At 54.3% G+C, this 17,005-nt stretch carries 16 protein-coding genes; 6 read left to right on the top strand and 10 right to left on the bottom strand.

From position 1 onward, the window contains the following. Positions 1–73: 73 nt before the first annotated feature. From ACR0NM_RS02560 to ACR0NM_RS02590, 7 genes are all read right to left on the bottom strand, one after another. Positions 74–1,078, bottom strand: coding sequence for a Gfo/Idh/MocA family protein (locus ACR0NM_RS02560; protein ID WP_170612552.1), 1,005 nt, complete (start codon positions 1,076–1,078; stop codon positions 74–76). Continuing rightward, the gene (locus ACR0NM_RS02565) at positions 1,075–2,577 is read right to left on the bottom strand and encodes an altronate dehydratase family protein (protein ID WP_170612550.1); all 1,503 of its coding nucleotides are present in this window, start codon (positions 2,575–2,577) and stop codon (positions 1,075–1,077) included. The genes ACR0NM_RS02560 and ACR0NM_RS02565 overlap by 4 nt, the downstream gene beginning before the upstream one ends. A gap of 24 nt (positions 2,578–2,601) precedes the next feature. After that, positions 2,602–3,552: a phytanoyl-CoA dioxygenase family protein gene (locus ACR0NM_RS02570; RefSeq protein ID WP_170612548.1), complete on the bottom strand. Its 951-nt coding sequence runs from the start codon at positions 3,550–3,552 to the stop codon at positions 2,602–2,604. A gap of 10 nt (positions 3,553–3,562) precedes the next feature. Beyond that, positions 3,563–5,185, bottom strand: a complete 1,623-nt coding sequence (locus tag ACR0NM_RS02575; RefSeq protein WP_480613085.1) for a TRAP transporter large permease — start codon at positions 5,183–5,185, stop codon at positions 3,563–3,565. Further along, a complete protein-coding gene (locus ACR0NM_RS02580) occupies positions 5,185–6,027 on the bottom strand; it encodes a TRAP transporter small permease subunit (protein WP_480613087.1) in 843 nt (280 codons plus the stop codon). The genes ACR0NM_RS02575 and ACR0NM_RS02580 overlap by 1 nt, the downstream gene beginning before the upstream one ends. A 16-nt stretch (positions 6,028–6,043) precedes the next feature. Beyond that, positions 6,044–7,213: a mandelate racemase/muconate lactonizing enzyme family protein gene (locus tag ACR0NM_RS02585; RefSeq protein ID WP_480613089.1), complete on the bottom strand. Its 1,170-nt coding sequence runs from the start codon at positions 7,211–7,213 to the stop codon at positions 6,044–6,046. A 79-nt stretch (positions 7,214–7,292) separates the two neighbouring features. Next, positions 7,293–8,306 (bottom strand): TRAP transporter substrate-binding protein, encoded by a 1,014-nt coding sequence (locus tag ACR0NM_RS02590; protein ID WP_170396175.1) that lies wholly within the window; start codon positions 8,304–8,306, stop codon positions 7,293–7,295. Between the two features lie 197 nt (positions 8,307–8,503). Between ACR0NM_RS02590 and ACR0NM_RS02595 the strand changes: the two genes are divergently transcribed. Continuing rightward, positions 8,504–9,154 carry a GntR family transcriptional regulator gene (locus ACR0NM_RS02595; RefSeq protein WP_170396177.1) on the top strand — a complete coding sequence of 217 codons (651 nt, stop codon included), beginning with the start codon at positions 8,504–8,506 and terminating at the stop codon, positions 9,152–9,154. On the opposite strand, the gene denD is transcribed toward ACR0NM_RS02595, so the two are convergent. Next, positions 9,151–10,119 carry a D-erythronate dehydrogenase gene (gene denD / locus ACR0NM_RS02600; RefSeq protein WP_480613091.1) on the bottom strand — a complete coding sequence of 323 codons (969 nt, stop codon included), beginning with the start codon at positions 10,117–10,119 and terminating at the stop codon, positions 9,151–9,153. The two genes, ACR0NM_RS02595 and denD, sit on opposite strands and share 4 nt — an antisense overlap. Then, on the bottom strand, positions 10,116–11,000 hold the full coding sequence (locus ACR0NM_RS02605; RefSeq protein ID WP_480613093.1) for an NAD(P)-dependent oxidoreductase: 885 nt from the start codon (positions 10,998–11,000) through the stop codon (positions 10,116–10,118). Before ACR0NM_RS02605 ends, denD begins: the two co-directional genes overlap by 4 nt. Positions 11,001–11,190: 190 nt before the next feature. Between ACR0NM_RS02605 and ACR0NM_RS02610 the strand changes: the two genes are divergently transcribed. From ACR0NM_RS02610 to ACR0NM_RS02630, 5 genes are read left to right on the top strand one after another with little or no spacing between them, the layout of a single operon-like run. Continuing rightward, positions 11,191–11,949 carry an SDR family oxidoreductase gene (locus ACR0NM_RS02610; protein ID WP_480613095.1) on the top strand — a complete coding sequence of 253 codons (759 nt, stop codon included), beginning with the start codon at positions 11,191–11,193 and terminating at the stop codon, positions 11,947–11,949. Next, a complete protein-coding gene (locus ACR0NM_RS02615; protein WP_480613097.1) occupies positions 11,946–13,742 on the top strand; it encodes an IlvD/Edd family dehydratase in 1,797 nt (598 codons plus the stop codon). The genes ACR0NM_RS02610 and ACR0NM_RS02615 overlap by 4 nt, the downstream gene beginning before the upstream one ends. An 11-nt stretch (positions 13,743–13,753) precedes the next feature. Then, a complete protein-coding gene (locus tag ACR0NM_RS02620; RefSeq protein WP_480613099.1) occupies positions 13,754–14,602 on the top strand; it encodes a fumarylacetoacetate hydrolase family protein in 849 nt (282 codons plus the stop codon). Next, on the top strand, positions 14,595–15,518 hold the full coding sequence (locus ACR0NM_RS02625) for a 2-hydroxyacid dehydrogenase (RefSeq protein ID WP_480613101.1): 924 nt from the start codon (positions 14,595–14,597) through the stop codon (positions 15,516–15,518). Before ACR0NM_RS02620 ends, ACR0NM_RS02625 begins: the two co-directional genes overlap by 8 nt. A gap of 16 nt (positions 15,519–15,534) precedes the next feature. After that, the gene (locus ACR0NM_RS02630) at positions 15,535–16,125 is read left to right on the top strand and encodes a LysE family translocator (protein WP_480613103.1); all 591 of its coding nucleotides are present in this window, start codon (positions 15,535–15,537) and stop codon (positions 16,123–16,125) included. Between the two features lie 47 nt (positions 16,126–16,172). Here the strand turns inward: ACR0NM_RS02630 and ACR0NM_RS02635 are convergent, their stop codons facing one another. After that, complete coding sequence (locus tag ACR0NM_RS02635) at positions 16,173–16,940, bottom strand: SDR family oxidoreductase (RefSeq protein ID WP_480613105.1); 768 nt, start codon at positions 16,938–16,940, stop codon at positions 16,173–16,175. Positions 16,941–17,005: the final 65 nt, after the last annotated feature.

Below are 17,005 nucleotides of genomic sequence, written 5' to 3' on the forward strand. Positions count from 1 at the left end.
TTAATGCTCATATTGCCCGGTGGATAATCATTGGTTTTTGGGTGGTCCGGCATTTGGCCGGGCCGCATGTCCATCAGGCCGGCGCCCGCGCTCGGGTCGTTCGCGCCTTTAGCCCCTGTTCAATCCGTGATGTGACCTCGAGCGTTCGGGCTGCATCCTCGACGTCAATCAGTGGAGGAGCGCCATCGATCACGTCAAGGAAGTGATCCAGCTGCACCTCTAGCGGTGCGCGTTGTTGTTCCGGTCGTGTAAGTTGGTCTTTTTGGGCCGCAGTGCCCCAATCCTGTCCGCGCCACAGGGTCATGGAGGGAAAACTCACAGCGCCACTGGTTCCCGTGATCCAGATCATGTCCTGATGGGTCGTGCCGATGTTCGGGTTCTCGCCGGTTCCGGCCTCAAACCCCCAGGGGCTGGGTGCGGTATCGGCAAAGCTGATAGTGCCCGTCGCGCCGTTTTCGAATGCGATCGCGACAGCCCCGCTTTCTATCCGTTCCGATCCGCGGATGGGCGCTCCGGGCAGGGCGACGACATCCGAGATTTCTCCGATCACAAAGCGCAGGACATCGATATCATGCACCAGATTGATCATGACTGGGCTGCCATCGGAAGTCCGCCAGTTCTGTTCAAAATAGCTGTCGGGTTTGCGCATGGCCCACAGCAACGAGACATTGATGACTTGTCCGATCGTACCTTGCGCGATCACCTCCTTCAGGTGTTGCAAGATTGTATGATACCGCCGATGGTGGCCTACAAGGCTGCGGACATTGGCCTGGCGAACGGCCGTCTTCAGGCGCAGGGCATCATCGACCGACGCGGCAACCGGCTTTTCGATCAGCATGTGCCAACCGCGGGATGCGGCCAGAATGCCATGTTCGGCATGCAGGCGGGTCGGAGTGGCGATGATGACGCCATCCACTGGGCCCTGCACCTCGTCCATACTAGCAAAACGCGGCGCGTCGATCTGGATCGAGCCATCTGGATCGGCCAACCCGACCAACATGCAGCCGGGATGCTCAATCACGGCGCGGACGTGGCGGATACCGATTAATCCGCCGCCGGCTACAAGGATCCGTTTCACATCACCGCTCCGATTTGCCAGGGAACAAATTCGTAGTCACCCAAGCCCTGCGCCTCGGACTTGGTCCGCGCGCCAGAGGCGACTTGGAGCAGCCGTCGGTATATTTCCTGTCCTTTTTCTTCGATGCTGGCGCCTTTGGTCAGAATGTCGCCCGCATCCACGTCCATGTCTTCGGGCATGCGCGCTGCCAACTCAGAGTTAGTAGCGATTTTCAGCGTGGGCGCCGGTTTGGACCCAAAGGCAGAGCCGCGTCCCGTGGTGAAGCACACAAGGTTGCACCCAGCCGCGATCTGACCGGTCACCGAGGCCGGGTCATATCCGGGGCTGTCCATGAAGGTGAAGCCTTTGGCGGTGATGGGTTCGGCGTATTTGAATACACCGGTCAAAGGGGTGGTGCCGCCCTTCGCCGCTGCCCCCAGCGACTTCTCTAGGATGGTCGTCAGACCCCCTTGCTTGTTACCGGGGCTTGGGTTGTTGTCCATCGAACCGTGATTGCGAGCGGTATAGTCCTGCCACCAATCGATCAGTCCGATCAGTTTTTCCCCAGTTGTGCGACTAAGGGCGCGGCGGGTCAAAAGGTGTTCGGCTCCGTAAATTTCGGGTGTTTCCGCAAGGACACCTGTGCCGCCTTGCGCAACCAACAAGTCGCAGGCATGTCCGAGCGCCGGGTTCGCGGTCACGCCGGACCAAGCGTCCGAGCCACCGCATTGCAGCGCAACCATCAGTTCGGACGCCGGGGCTTCGCTGCGCCTCGCCTCATTGGCAATGGGAAGCATCTTTTTGATCTTGTTGATGCCCATTTCCACGGTCCGACGCAATCCGGCGACGTTCTGGATGTTCATCGTCTGGAAGGTGGGACTTTGCTTCAGCCCATACGCGTCCAGCAGCCAGTCGATCTGGTTCATCTCGCAGCCTAGACCGACCATCAGAACGGCAGCGTGGTTGGGGTGTTTTGCAAACCCCCACATGACCCGTTGAAGGGCTTCAAAACCGTCGCCGGAATCGGCCATTCCGCAGCCCGTTCCATGGACAAAGGCCACCACGCCGTCGATGTTCGGAAACTCGGCCAGCTTGTCCGGCGTGAAGTGATTGGCGATCATGCGGGCCGCAGTCGCCGAACAGTTCACGGTGGTCAGAACCGCGATGTAGTTGCGCGTGCCGACCCGACCGCTGTCCCGGTGGTAGCCCATAAACGTATCGACCGAGTTGGCGGGTTTCGTGGGTCTGTGATCCGTCGCAAACTCGTAGTTCACGCTGGTGTTGCGGAACTCGACATTGTGGGTGTGCACATGGTCGCCGGGTTCAATCGGTTGGGTGGCGTAGCCGATGATCTGGGCGTACTTTCTGACCGGATCGCCGAGTGCAAGATTCCGCGTGGCGACCTTGTGCCCCGAGGGGATGCGCGCATTGGTCGTGACATCCTCGACCATACTGCCGGCCTCCAGGTGCCGAGTTGCAACCACCACGCTATCCGTTCGATCTAAACGTACAAAAGTCATAATCAGCTTTCCTGGCGGCAGCAGCTAGGCGCAGAACGGTGAGTCCGATGACCACCGGTGAATATCTATATGCGGCTTGCCAGACAGTCTTGCTCGTGCCGCCTCCCAATTGGACTTGCAGACGCGCCAATCTCGCAGCTCGGTTTCGGGGCGCGATCTGGACCTCGCGATGAAGCTGGGGAAATGATCTCGACCGGTCGGTTGGCCTGCTGCACTAAAGCGGATGTCGAACGACCAGCGGAACCGGTCCGTTTTATTGATCAGCGAAGCGTGTGGCGTCAAAGGGTGAAACAGGATTATCCCGCCGGCCTTGACAGGAAGGGGTACGGCGCGGCCTTCATCAATGAACCCGTCAGCAATGCCTGTCTGCGTCCGGGCACAATGCGGCAGGATGGTTTGGTCCGGTGCCTTCGGCAGCACTTGCAGGCAGCCGTTTTCGACGGTTGCATCGTTGACGGCAATCCACACCGTGACCATGTCGGTCTGATCAGCATCCTCCAGCGCAACCGCTCGGTCCTGATGCCAGTCCGTTGCGGTGATGTGCGCGCGCACCTCGTCCTTGGACAGCTTCAGGGCAGGTGGCTTCAGCCGAACGTGCTGGATTGGATTGCTCACCAACTCTGGCCCGATCAGCTGCTCGACGATGTCAAGCATGGGACGGGCCGTCAGCAAGTCGAACACTGCGGGCCCAATATGGAACGGTGTGTCCGCCATGATCCGATCGCCGGGCAGCGAGATGTCCAGCGGCTGGAAATAGTCGCATCCGGCCTGATAGGCGGACAGAAGTTTGTCCCAGAAGGTCATTCCGGACGGCTCGTCCTTGACCAGTCCTTTTTTGTACCAACAGTCATAGAGCCGGTTCAGGACATCTGAGTATTCCGCTTGCACCCGACCCAGGACATCGCGGGGAATTACATCCTCAACCACGAGGTATCCATCGGTCTGGAACTTGCCAATCGCATCTTGTGTCAGCATGGGTGCAACCTCACAACAGCAGCGCGATGATACCCGGCCAGATCAGAAGAACGGAAAGCGCCAGCAACTGGATCCCGATGAATGGCAGGAAGCCGCGGAAGATATCCGTCAGGCTGATATGCGGCGGAGCCACTGACTTCAGGTAGAACGCGGCCGGGCCGAAAGGGGGCGAGAGGAAGCTGACCTGCATGTTCATACAGAACACGACGCCGAACCAGATGGCGACATGACTCGGCTCCAACTGGCCAAAGACTCCGATTTCCTCGATAGGAAGGCGCAGGACGATCGGCAGAAAGACCGGAATGATCAACAGTACGATGCCGACCCAATCCATGAATGCGCCCATGAACAGCAAGATCAGCATCATTACCAGAATGACCAACATGGTCGGCAGCTCCTGGCCGACGATCAGGTCGGCCACGTATTGGGGCCCTCCAGCAATGGTATAGGCACCCGCCAGCGCGGCGGCCCCGATCGTAACCCAGATGATGGTGCCTGTGGATTTTAGTGTCCGCATCAAGCTGTCCCAAACCAGCTCGAACGATCCTTCGCCCCTTAGGATGGCGATGATCAGGACTGCGAAGGCGCCCATGCCTGCAGCCTCAGTGATACCTGTGATCCCGCCATAGATCGAGCCGAGCACGACGCCGATTACAACCAGCGGCGCGACGAGACCCTTGCCCATTTCCCAACCGATTTTTGCGCGCTGTCTGCCAAAGACGAAGAAAATCAGCAGAAGGGCGACGATCGTGATACCGGCAAACCAGGGCAGGTAGTCAGCTGTCCCCAATCGCGCTGGTTCGCCCTGGCTGGCAGCGTTGGAGCCTGACAGCTCGAAAAAAGCGGCCCGGATAAACAGAACGGTGGAAAATCCGGCGACGACGATGCTCATGAAGGCACCAAACAGTTTGCGTTTCTCGGCTGGTTCGGGGCCGTTCGGGTCCGGTTCCGGCAGCGGAGCGTGATGAGGATTCAACCGAGTGCGGATGATGATGTACAGGATGATCATCGAGGCCAGCATGAAGCCGGGAATGAAAGACGCGGTGAACAGTGACTTGATCGAGGTTTCGGTGATCAGCCCGTAGATGATCAGCACGATCGAAGGAGGGATCATGGTGCCCAGCGACCCAGAGGCGCAGATGACGCCGATCGCGAGATTCTGATCGTAGCCCAGGCGCAGCATCTGGGGCAGGGCGATAAGGCCCAGCAGGACAACCTCACCGCCGATGATGCCGGACATGGCAGCCATGATCACCGCCATGATCGAGGTCACGATCGCGATGCCGCCGCGTGTTCTGGACAGCCAGACATTCAGCGACGAATACATGTCGCGCGCGATCCCGGACCGCTCTAGCAGCGACGCCATGAAGATAAACAATGGCACGGATATGAGCACGTAGTCCGTTAAGAGCCCGTATATCTTCTGCGCCAGGATATAGAGCGGCCCAGTCCCTGGCCGACCGGTGAGAATCCCGTCGCCGAATGAAAACGGGTTTAAAAGCAGTGTCGGTTCGAACTTGAGCACAAGAACCAGAACCGCAAGCGAAGCCGAGGCCAGACCCAAGGGCATCCCGATCGCCAGAAGCACAATCAGGGCGACCATCAGGATGAGTGAGATTGTTCCAATGTCCATCAGTCTTGTCCCACCGCCCGTTTGATCATTTCAATTTCGTCTTCGTCCGGTTCATCTGTGTGGATTTCCGGTTCTTTGTTCCAATCCGCGACCAGGTTCAAAATTGCTTGCATTGCGACGAGCGTAATCACGATCAGCACCATAGGCTGCAACGTCGCCGGGATCGGAGGATTGAAGGCAGAGCCATAAAGCTCCCATTTGTAGAGCTTGTTCACGAATACCTGTTTGTAGCTGCCGTAGACCAGAAAGAAGGCAAATAGCACGATCAGTATAGTCGAAACCGTATCAAAAACGCGCTGAAGCCAACGTGGAACTGCGTCGTACATCAGGAATATTCGAATGTGACTTCGTTGCTGCATGGCGTAGTAGCCAGACATTAAAAACACAAAGCTGGCGAACCAGAGTGTCATTTCGTTCGCCCACTCGGTCGGCTTCTCCAGGATATAACGCATGAAGACTTCGTAGAGCATGACGACAGTCATGATTGCGATCATCATCATCGTCACTCGACCTATGAACAGGGCGAAACGGTCCATAACCGTCGAGCCTTCGAACTCCATCGTCGCCGGGCGCACGGTCTTGGTACCAATCACTGCAAGAAACGGTAGAAGGACGAGCGCGGCCATGTCGATGATGTCGACATACCCCCCGAATACGCCAGACAATTCGGGCGTAGCGTCGCTGCGAAGATATATTTCAGTTACCTGACTTTTGAGGGATTCAGAGGTGTAAGGCAGCCAGTCCAATAGGAATGCGGGAAGATGCCAAACAAGCCAGCTGGCTGTTGCGACGAAGGCCAACGGTATGAGCCATTCAATTAGTCCGCCTGAGTTCTTGTGCATCGCGTAACCCTCGTCCTTATCCTTCGATCCTGTAGTGATCGATAAAGTCTCGGTCCGGCTCGACACCCAATCCGGGGCCAGTCGGGATCATGACTCGGCCGTTGTTGGCCTTGACCTGATTTTGAATTTCCAGCGGTTCGGTCAGCAGATCGTCCCGAAACTTGTTGTCCGTTGTGTCGAACTCCAGCATCGGCTCCCATGGATGCAAGCCGCCTGGAATTGCGGGCATGGCCGCTAGTAAATGCAGATTAGTTGCGACGGCGATGGCGCTACCCCAGACGTGATTTACGACCGGAATGAAATGTGCGTGGCATAGAGACAGTACCCTGAGATACTCTGAAACACCGCCCAAAGCACAAACCTCTGGCTGCGCGATATCGATGCCACGGTTTTCAAGAAGATTGCGCCATGCCCAGCGATTGAATACCGCCTCTCCGCCCGAGATGTTTACTTTAAGCGAAGTGCGCAGTTCGCGGTATCCGTCAATGTCTTCTGGCGCGACCGGTTCTTCGAACCAATATGCGTCCAGTTCTTCCAGCGCCCGACCGACAAAGAACGCGTCTGAAGTCGTATAGGCATGGTTTGCATCGACCATAAAAGGAAAGTCGTCACCAACTCCGCGTCGAACTGCTTCGCACAGTTTCACATCAGGCTTCGGGCCAAAGCCCGTTTTCATTTTGGTGGCGGTAAATCCCATTGCCTTGATCTTTGCGGCTTCATCCTCAAAACGGCTTGCAAGACTAGATATCGGTTCATCCCGGAGCATCATGCCGTAGCCGTAGCAAGGAACGCTTGCGCGATGAGCCCCGCCGACAAGTTTATGGAGGGGGAGGCCAGAGATTTTGCCAGAGATGTCCCAAAGTGCGATGTCCATCCCGGACAAAGCCTGTATTGGCATTCCACTTTGGCCATGGTCTCGCAAAAGATTGTACACCTTGTGCCAGATCACGTCTTTGTCCAAAGGGTCCATGCCAAGGACCATTGGTTGGATTACATTTTCCACGATGGATTTGTTCGCAATGGCTACGTTTCCAGGACCAAAGCACTCCCCCCAACCGGTTACCCCTTCATCTGTCTGAATCTCGACCAGATGGGTTGTACGCTTGTCATAATACTGTTGCGAGTAGCCCAGAACTTCCGGCATGTCGTACTGCAGTACATGACTTATTATTCTGGTGATTTTCATGAAGTTCTGGATCCCGGCGCCGATCCGGAGAGGCCGCAAGCGCGGCCTTTCCGTGTGTCGTAGTTCGATCGAAGCCTGATTATTGCATTGCGCCCAGGTCACGCAGGAAGTTGATGTGGCTTTCCAAAAGCGCCTGTGCTTCAGGTGTCGTTGCGAACTCAGTCCAACCGACCTGAACGGCCGCGCGATACGCTGCCAGGTCTTCAGGCGACCATTCGTACAACTGAACGCCTTTTGCCTTCAGGTCTTTTGCAGTCTGAGCGTTCTGCACCTCATTGATTGTGGCATTGTGCAATGCCAGGCTATCCATTGCGACTTCCATGATCTTCTTGTGATGCGCGGGCATCGCTTCCCAGACGTCTTTGCGACAAGCTAGGTGATCTGCAGGCATCGAGTGGAAACCGGGATAGTTTGTGTGACCTGCGATCTCGTACAGACCGAGGCCCACGTTGTTCGTCAGGTTCGCGGCATCCGCACCATCAATGATACCGGTTTCCAAAGCCGTGAAGATTTCGTTGAAGTCCATCACGATCGGAGAAGCACCAAGTTCCGCGAACACCTTGGTTGCAAGGCCTGGAGGCGAGCGGAACTTCCAATCTTTGAAGTCTTCCACTTTTGCAATCGGCTTGGTCGAGGACAGCGACTCTGGCCCGGGAATCCACCATCCGATGAATTCCATGTCGTAGCCGTTGTATAGATCATTTACAGCTTCTCTTCCGCCGCCATGAAGAAGCCAAGCCATTTGCTGATATGGGTTCTGATATCCGCCGAGCAGGTCGCCCGCAAACTGGAAGGCCGGGTTTTTACCGGTCTGATAGCCGCCGCCCGTCATGTCGCAATCCAGAATTCCTGTAGCTGCGGCATCGAAGGTTTCAACTGATTTGACCACCGAAGAGGAATAGAACATTTCAACTTCGATTTCGCCGTTCGACATTTCCTGAATGTCTTCAACGAATTTTGCAGCCATCTGGCCTGACAGAGTTTCGGGCGAAAAATGGGTTTGAATTCTAAGCTTCGTTGTTTCAGCCATCGCGAAACCGGCTGCCATTGTCGTGGCTACGGCCGCCAGGGCCGCTGTCTTGACTATTTTCATATTGTCCTCCCAGACGTTGAGCGTGCGCGGTGTGGAAGATCTTGCCGCCTCCTTTGCTGTCGCGCAGGTAAACGTTAAGCCGACGAATCGAATGCAACAAGAAAAAATTGAAATTTCTAAAAATTTCGAGATTCTTGCGATAATTCGAAAATAAGGTTAGGACGCTACTTGGACAAAACTTGAAGGTGCATACTGGAATGAACGACGAAATAGATATTTATCAAGATCTTAAGATGCGCCTGATCTCTAATGGATTCGAGCATGGAGCGAAGGTGCGGGCTGAAGAACTTCGTAAAGTGTATGGCTGTTCTGCGAGCGCCGTTCGTGAAGTCCTTTTTCGTTTGGCCGCTGTTGGTTTGGTGGACTTTCAGGAACAAAAAGGTTTCCGCGTGCCAATGCGATCGCCGCAGAAGCTTATCGAATTGACGCACGTCCGTGTTCTGTTGGAGGCCGAAGGCACCGCAATGTCGATCCGTAACGGCGGGGTGGATTGGGAAGCAAGATTGACGGCCGCACATCACAAACTCAGCCATATCGAAAAACGCATTCACGCCACAGACGACCCGAGCGGCCTTATCGAGATATGGTTTGCCTCGGAAAAGGAATTTCACCAAACACTTATTTCTGCCTGTGGCTCGGAAACCTTAAAACAAATGCATAGCCGAGTTTATGCGCAATTCAGACAGCAGTTGATGGTGGCAGACCGGAACTTTGAATTCATTTCTCAGAACATAAGACACCATGCCGATATACTTGAAGCAGCATTGTCAGGGGATGAGCAGTTAACACGAGAGAAAATTCACGACCATCTGGAACGCCATCTAACTGGAAAGACGATGGGCGACTAAAGCCGAAAATCGTCTTCCAAATACACCTGAATTATATCGTCGAAGCTTGATTCCGCCTCGAACCCCAACTCCTGAGCGCGATCTGTTTGAAAGTCTCGCGGCCAATTCTTGACTATTCGTTCGATTGTCTCGTCGGGTTCTTGCCTGATTAGGCCAACCGCTTCTTGGCCGGCCACTTTGCGCAGAGCTTCGATTTGTTCGGCGACGGTGCAACTTACGCCAGGCATGTTCAATGCGCGTCTGTCATTCAAAAGCTGTGTGTCCATTGTTGCTGCATGGGTCAAAAAAGTCGCAGCGGCGCGGGGGCTGGCGTGCCAGTGGCGAACGGTTTCGGCAACTGGCAAGACAGCCTCATCCCCATTCAATGGCTCTCGGATTATACCCGAAAAGAAGGACGAAGCGGCAGCGTTGGCTTTGCCCGGGCGCACACACAAAGTGGGCAAGCGCAAGGAAATACCGTCGATGTATCCTTTCCTGCTGAAATCCGTGATCATCAATTCAGCCGCCGCTTTCTGCGCTCCGTAACTTGTCAAAGGTGCCGAGAGGAACTCATCGCTTATCTTTTCGGGGAATGGTGACCCGAAAACTGCTATGGACGAGGCAAAAACCAGACGAGGTGTGTACTCGTTTCCTGATGCCTCGTGTTCATCCTTAAGTTCGTTCAGCAGTGCCCACGTTGCCATAAGGTTTACATCCCAACCCAACGCAAAGTCTGTTTCAGCTTGGCCTGAAACGATAGCTGCAAGATGGAAAATGACGTCTGGTCGCTGCTTAGCAAAAGACTTAGCTATGCCTGACGCAGTCAAGTCCCCCACAATTTGACTACCTGCCGCACTGTCGGGCGGGAACGAGAGATCGAACAGTGAGACTTGGGCATCGGCTCCAAAGGTTTCTTGGGTCGACACGCAATGGGCCAGTTTCTGGCCCAGCATTCCTGCGCCGCCTATAATCAGGATCCGCGTCACAGCATTCCGTTCCGTTTTTTGAGTTCTAGATACAAAGCCGAATGATCCAGTTCGGCCCCATCCATTTCGTCTATCAGATATTCGAAACGGTCGCGCACAGATCGGGTGCTAGGTAGCTCAACGCCAAGGCTTCGTGCTTCCTCCAGCGTGTTGTCCAAATCCTTTAGTTGAAACTTAGACAAACCTCCGGGTGCAAAATTTCCATCAGACATGCGTTCGCCATGTTGTTGCAAGATAATACTATCCGCAAAGCCCCCCTTCAGTGCGGCCCTCAACGCGGTGGGGTCCGCACCACCTTGCTGAGCCAGTAGAGTCGCCTCGGCGACCGCCGATATTGTTACAGCGACAATTGTTTGATTGGCCAATTTGCACAATTGACCAGAACCACTTGGGCCAACATGTACAGGCCGGCCCATTGCTGTCAGAACCGGTCGCACGCGCTCCATAACCTCCTGATCGCCACCGACCATGATCGCAAGGGTGCCAGCTTCGGCACCTTTGGTGCCACCGGAAACCGGGGCGTCCAGATGCAGCACCCCCATCGAGGAAAGCTGCGCGGATTGCTCTCTTGCGTGTTCGGGTTTGGCGCTCGACATATCAATCCAGGTCATCCCCGGTTTGAGTTGCTCGCGGAAAGCCTCGTCAGCAAGTAGCGCGCCGGTCGCGTATCCATCCGAGAGCATGGTTATTATTACGTCTGCACCCGAAACCGCCAGCGGGGCAGTTTCCACCAATGTCGCGCCTTCTGCTGTCAACGGTTTGGCCTTTTTCAAGCTGCGGTTCCATACAGTGAGCGGAAACTCGGCGCGCAAAATATTCCGCGCCATAGGAGCTCCCATCAGGCCGGTTCCCAACAGAGCCACTTTGAACTGCTTGCTCATCATCTACTGTCCTTCCGAAGGTGCGCCACGCATGGTTATGGCCAAACCAAAATCTCTGTCATACGCTAACGGCTCTGTGCCCACATGCCAGAAGTCGTTGCAAATCCGCCAAGGTTTCTTTGCTTCTCGGTTGATCTGTGGGACGACGTAACACTTGTCCAGTCGCCACTTTTGAGGTCGGAATATTTATATGTCAGAAAGACTTAAGGGAAAAAGCGTCCTGGTCACAGCCGCCGCACAGGGGATCGGACTTGCAAGCGCAATTGCAATGGCAAGAGAGGGTGCAAAAGTCTATGCGACGGATATTAGCCCCAAAAAACTAAATTTGATTCGCGGTCAGAATCTCGAAAATCTCGAAATTTTCGAGATGGATGTGACGAATAATGACAGCATTCATCATGGGGTCGCGCGAGCGAAGCCGGACGTTTTGTTCAACTGCGCAGGGTTCGTGCATCACGGAACTATTCTGGATGCAACCGATGAAGAGTGGGATTTCGCCATGGACCTTAATGTGCGCTCAATGGTGCGCACGACAAAGGCTGTATTGCCGGGAATGCTAGAGCGCGGAGGAGGCTCGATAATCAATATGTCTTCCGCACTGGGTTCCATAATCGGTGCGCCAAATCGTTTTGTATATGGAACGACAAAAGCCGCTGTTGTCGGGCTGACGAAATCGGTAGCCGTGGACTTCATAACAAAAGGAATCCGGTGCAATTGCATTTGTCCGGGAACAGTCGACAGTCCCAGTTGGCGTGACCGCGTAGATGCGTTGGGCGAGCAACTGGGCAGCAGAGAAGAGGCCCTTGCACAATTTGTGGCGCGACAGCCTATGGGGCGTGTAGCGAAAGCAGAAGAGATTGCTGCATTGGTCGTCTATCTGGCGAGCGATGAAAGTGCATTCACCACAGGACACACGCACTTAATTGACGGGGGTTGGTCAGGCCAATGACAAAAGTATCAAAAAACGATTTGCGATCTCGCAAGTGGTTCATGAATTCTGAGAACCTTGAGATGACTGCATTGTATCTGGAAAGATACCTGAATTACGGATTGACCCGTGAGGAACTGCAATCAGGCAAACCGATCATTGGCATTGCTCAGACCGGCAGTGATTTGAGCCCCTGTAATCGGCATCATATCGAATTGTCCAAACGTGTTCGCGATGGAATCATCGCCGCCGGGGGAACGTGCATCGAAATACCGGTCCACCCGATACAAGAGACAGGTAAACGGCCAACGGCGTCACTCGACCGCAACCTGGCTTATCTGTCCTTGGTTGAGAGTCTATTCGGGTATCCGATTGACGGCGTTGTTCTGAACATTGGTTGCGACAAGACCACGCCCGCGCTTCTTATGGCCGCTGCGACCGTCAACATCCCAGCGATCGCCCTGTCGGTCGGTCCCATGCTCAACGGCTGGTGGAAAGGTGAGCGCGCCGGATCGGGAACGGTTATTTGGAAAGCGCGCGAAGACCTTGCGGCTGACGAAATCGACACCGATGAGTTCATGGAAATCGCAGCCGCCGCAGCACCTTCGGTGGGTTATTGCAATACGATGGGAACAGCAACGACCATGAATTCGCTTGCTGAGGCCTTGGGTATGCAATTGCCCGGATCAGCAGCCATTCCAGCCCCGTATAGAGAGCGCGGTCAAATCAGTTATGAAACGGGTAAACGCATTGTGGACATGGTCTGGGAGGATCTACGCCCCAGCGATGTAATGACACGTCAGGCTTTTGAGAATGCGATTGTTATCAACTCTGCGATTGGTGGATCGACGAATGCGCCGATCCACCTGAATGCAATCGCTCGGCATCTTGGTGTTCCGTTGACCAACGATGACTGGCAGAAACTTGGCCACGACATTCCACTGTTGGTTAACATGCAGCCTGCGGGTGAGTATCTGGGCGAAGATTACCAACAGGCCGGAGGTGTACCCGCCGTTGTCGGAGAGCTTCTTCATGCTGGATTGCTGCCGCATCCCGATGCGATAACGGTGAACGCCAAGACAATGGGCGACAATTGCTCGGCACGCCGGTCTCAGAATAGCGACGTAATCAAGCCCGTCAGTAACCCGGTTAAGCAACAGGCGGGGTTCATCAATCTCTCAGGCAACCTGTTCGAGAGTGCGATTATGAAAACATCTGTGATCTCAAAGGCATTTCGAGAGACCTACCTGTCGAACCCGGATGATCCTGATGCATTTGAGGGCAGGGCGGTTGTGTTTGATGGGCCTGAGGACTTTCACCATCGGATCGATGATCCTGCAGAAAACATCGACGCAAACTGTATACTGATTATGCGCGGAGCGGGACCAAAAGGATACCCTGGTGCTGCAGAGGTCGTGAACATGCGGCCGCCCGCATATTTGTTGAAACAGGGCATAGAAGCCCTTCCTTGCATCGGTGATGGACGGCAATCCGGTACATCAGGAAGTCCGTCTATCCTGAATGCCTCACCCGAAGCTGCAGAGGGTGGTGGGTTGGCCTTGGTGCGAAATGGCGACCGACTGCGCATCGATCTTGGCAAAGGCACAGCAGATATGCTGGTTTCGCTTGAAGAACTGCATCAACGCGCCCGCGATCTGGAGGCAAAGGGTGGTTATTCAACCCCGCCCAACCAATCCCCGTGGCAGGAATTATTCCGCGAAAAAGTAGATCGGTTGGATCGCGGTATGACGCTCAAGGGTGCAGAAAACTACCGCGATATCGCGCGAGGCTTCATGCCACGCGATAACCACTAAAAGGAACAGAAATGAAACTTGTTCGTTACGGAGCCAAGGGCTCGGAAAAGCCAGCCCTGGTCGACTCTGAGGGTCAATTGCGGGATCTGTCCGCTCATATCAATGATATCACGGGGGATATGTTGGATGACGGAACGCTTGATAACCTGCGGTCATTGGATCCGAACAACCTGCCAATTGTAGAGGGTGACCCTCGTATCGCGCCGTGTGTCGGTGACATCGGTAAATTTCTTTGCATCGGTTTGAACTACTCGGACCATGCTGCAGAAACCGGCGCAGATATTCCCGAGCATCCGATACTTTTTTTCAAGGCGAACTCGGCTGTCATAGGTGCCTATGATGATGTTGTTATGCCGCGGGGGTCTACACATACCGACTGGGAATGCGAACTGGGGGTCGTCATTGGTAAGACGGCCAAATACGTTCCCAAGGCCGACGCACTCGAATATGTTGCGGGCTATTGCATCGTAAACGACGTGTCGGAAAGGCATTTTCAAACGCAACTGACAGGTCAATGGACCAAAGGAAAATCCTGCGACACATTTGGCCCTACCGGCCCGTGGCTAGTGACCCGGGATGAGGTGCCGGATCCTCAGAGTCTTGGTATGTCGCTGGATGTAAACGGTCAGCGCATGCAAACCGGGAATACTGCCACGATGATTTTTTCCGTTGCCGAGATCATTGAGCATCTAAGCCAACTTTTCACACTGCATCCCGGTGATGTCATTTCTACTGGAACACCGCCCGGTGTTGGAATGGGGATCAAACCGGAACCAGTTTATCTGAAAAAAGGCGACGTCATGGAGCTTCGTATCGATGGGCTTGGTGTTCAGCGGCAAAAGGTCGGCCAAGATGACTGACTTGTTGCAAATCGGAGGGATCACTGAACGGATGAGAGAACGCCTGTCTTCAGTGTTCAATATTCAACAATTGGACGATTTCAACGCGGAAAGCATTACGCATATCGTAACGAACGGGCATGATGGCGTTCCGCATGACCTAATGATTTCACTCAGTAATCTGAAGATGATCAGCGTCTATGGAGTCGGTTACGACGCCGTCGACGCAAGTGCTGCGGCTGAGCGCGGGATTGTTGTGACGCACACGCCCAATGTGTTGAACAAAGAAGTCGCAACCACCGCCGTTCTGCTGTTGCTGTCATGTTATCGAGAGCTCATACGTGACGATGATTACGTCCGGTCCGGGCGATGGGAAGTTGAAGGTAATGCCCCTTTGACGCGATCAGCGGACAATCAAAAAATAGGCATTCTTGGTCTTGGTCGCATTGGTCAGGCGATTGTTGATAAGTTGGAGCCGTGGGCACCCGAAATCTCATATCACACCCGCAATCAAAAGGATGTCCCGTACCGATATTTCGACAATTTGGTTGAAATGGCAGAGCATGTGAACGTTCTCATATGCATCACGCCTGGCGGCCCGTCGACCAATAGGCTGGTCAACGCTGAGGTGTTGCGCGCGTTGGGGGCAGGCGGCACTCTGATAAACGTTAGTCGAGGTTCGGTTGTCGACGAAACTGCCTTAATTACTGCATTGCAAAATGGTGAGCTCGGGTGGGCAGGGCTTGATGTTTTTGAGGACGAACCGCGCGTTCCAAAAGCATTGCGCGAGTTGTCCAATGTCGTTCTGCTCCCTCACGCTGGTAGCGCAACTTTTGAGACGCGTGCAGCAATGGGTGACCTGACTGTCAACAATCTGCTGCAACACCATAAGGACGGATCGGTGATCACAGCTGTGCCGGAATGCAGAGATCTGTAATAGGCCAATCTGAAAAGTGTTTGAGTTTGCTGTCGCGGTTTTCTTTCTGCTGATTACGCCGGGCCCGGGTGTTCTAACAACTGCGGGTATCGGATCAGCATTTGGTTTTCGAGCTGGACTCGCCTTTGTGGCTGGTCTGATGCTGGGCGGGTTCATCAACATGATGTTAGTTGTCTCTGGAGTCGCTGCGGTTGCTTTGGCTGTACCGGTGCTTAGAACTTTGTTGCTATTCGCCTCTGTCGGGTATCTGGTATTTCTCGCCTGGCGTATTGCCAGCGCCGGCTCAGAGGTCGGATTTTCTCCTGCGGTTTCGCCGCTTGGTTTTGCGAACGGTCTGACGCTTCAGTTCATTAATCCCAAGGCTTACGTGGTCGGCACAGCATTGTTTTCAGGGTTTGCCTTTTTACCCGATGCGCCCGTTTGGGAGGTCGTCATAAAAATCGTAGTATTCAATATGATTTGGGTGCCAGTGCACATGATCTGGCTGGGTGCTGGCGCAAAGCTGGGTAGCCTTGATTTAAGCGAGAGATCGCATCAAAGGATCAATATTGCGATGGCCGCTTCATTAATGGTGGTTGTGGTGATTGCCTTGGGGTCGGCGCTATGAAAGATATCTAAGTCGGTCTTACTTAGCAGGCGATTGGAAGCTGCAGATCAAAGTGACGCCGTTATTCCACCATCGACATAGAGAGTATGACCATTGACGAAACTGGATGCAGGGGAAGCAAGGAAAATGGCGGCGCCGACAAGTTCTTCTACATTGCCCCAGCGACCGGCCGGGGTACGTTTCTCAAGCCATGAGCTAAACTCTGGGTCGGCAACCAAGGCGGCGTTCAAAGGTGTATCGAAATATCCAGGCGCAATGGCATTGCAGTTTAGACCATACTTAGCCCAATCAGTTGCCATTCCTTTTGTAAGATTGGTCACGGCGCCTTTTGTCGCCGTGTAAGGCGCAATACCCGGTCTTGCTAATGCGGATTGAACCGACGCAATGTTAATGATCTTACCAGACTTTCTTTCAATCATGTGCCGTGCCACAGCCTGACCGACGTGAAAGACGGACGCTACATTTGTCTGTAGCAGGCGCTCGAAGGCATCAGCGGGGAAATCCTGTAACTCCGTCCTATGTTGCATTCCGGCGTTGTTTATCAGGATGTCTATTGGGCCGACTTTTTCTTCAAAGTCGTCCACAGCAGATCGGACACCTTCATGATCGGTTGCATCGAACAAAAGTTCGCGTACCGAAGCGCCTGTTTCGCTCAGCTCGGATGCTGCTGCCGCTAGTTTAGTGGCATCGCGACCGTTCAAAACGACCTGCGCACCGGCGGCAGCCAAACCACGAGCCAACGCAAATCCGATGCCTTGGCTAGAGCCTGTTACGAGCGCGCGTGTTCCCTCTAGGCTAAACATTTCAAGCGTCATGCAAAAATCCCTTGGTTGTCAGCACCGACTATCCGTATCTTTTGGCGATCTGTATAGGGAGTCTG

This window comes from Ruegeria sp. AF2 (assembly GCF_056542025.1).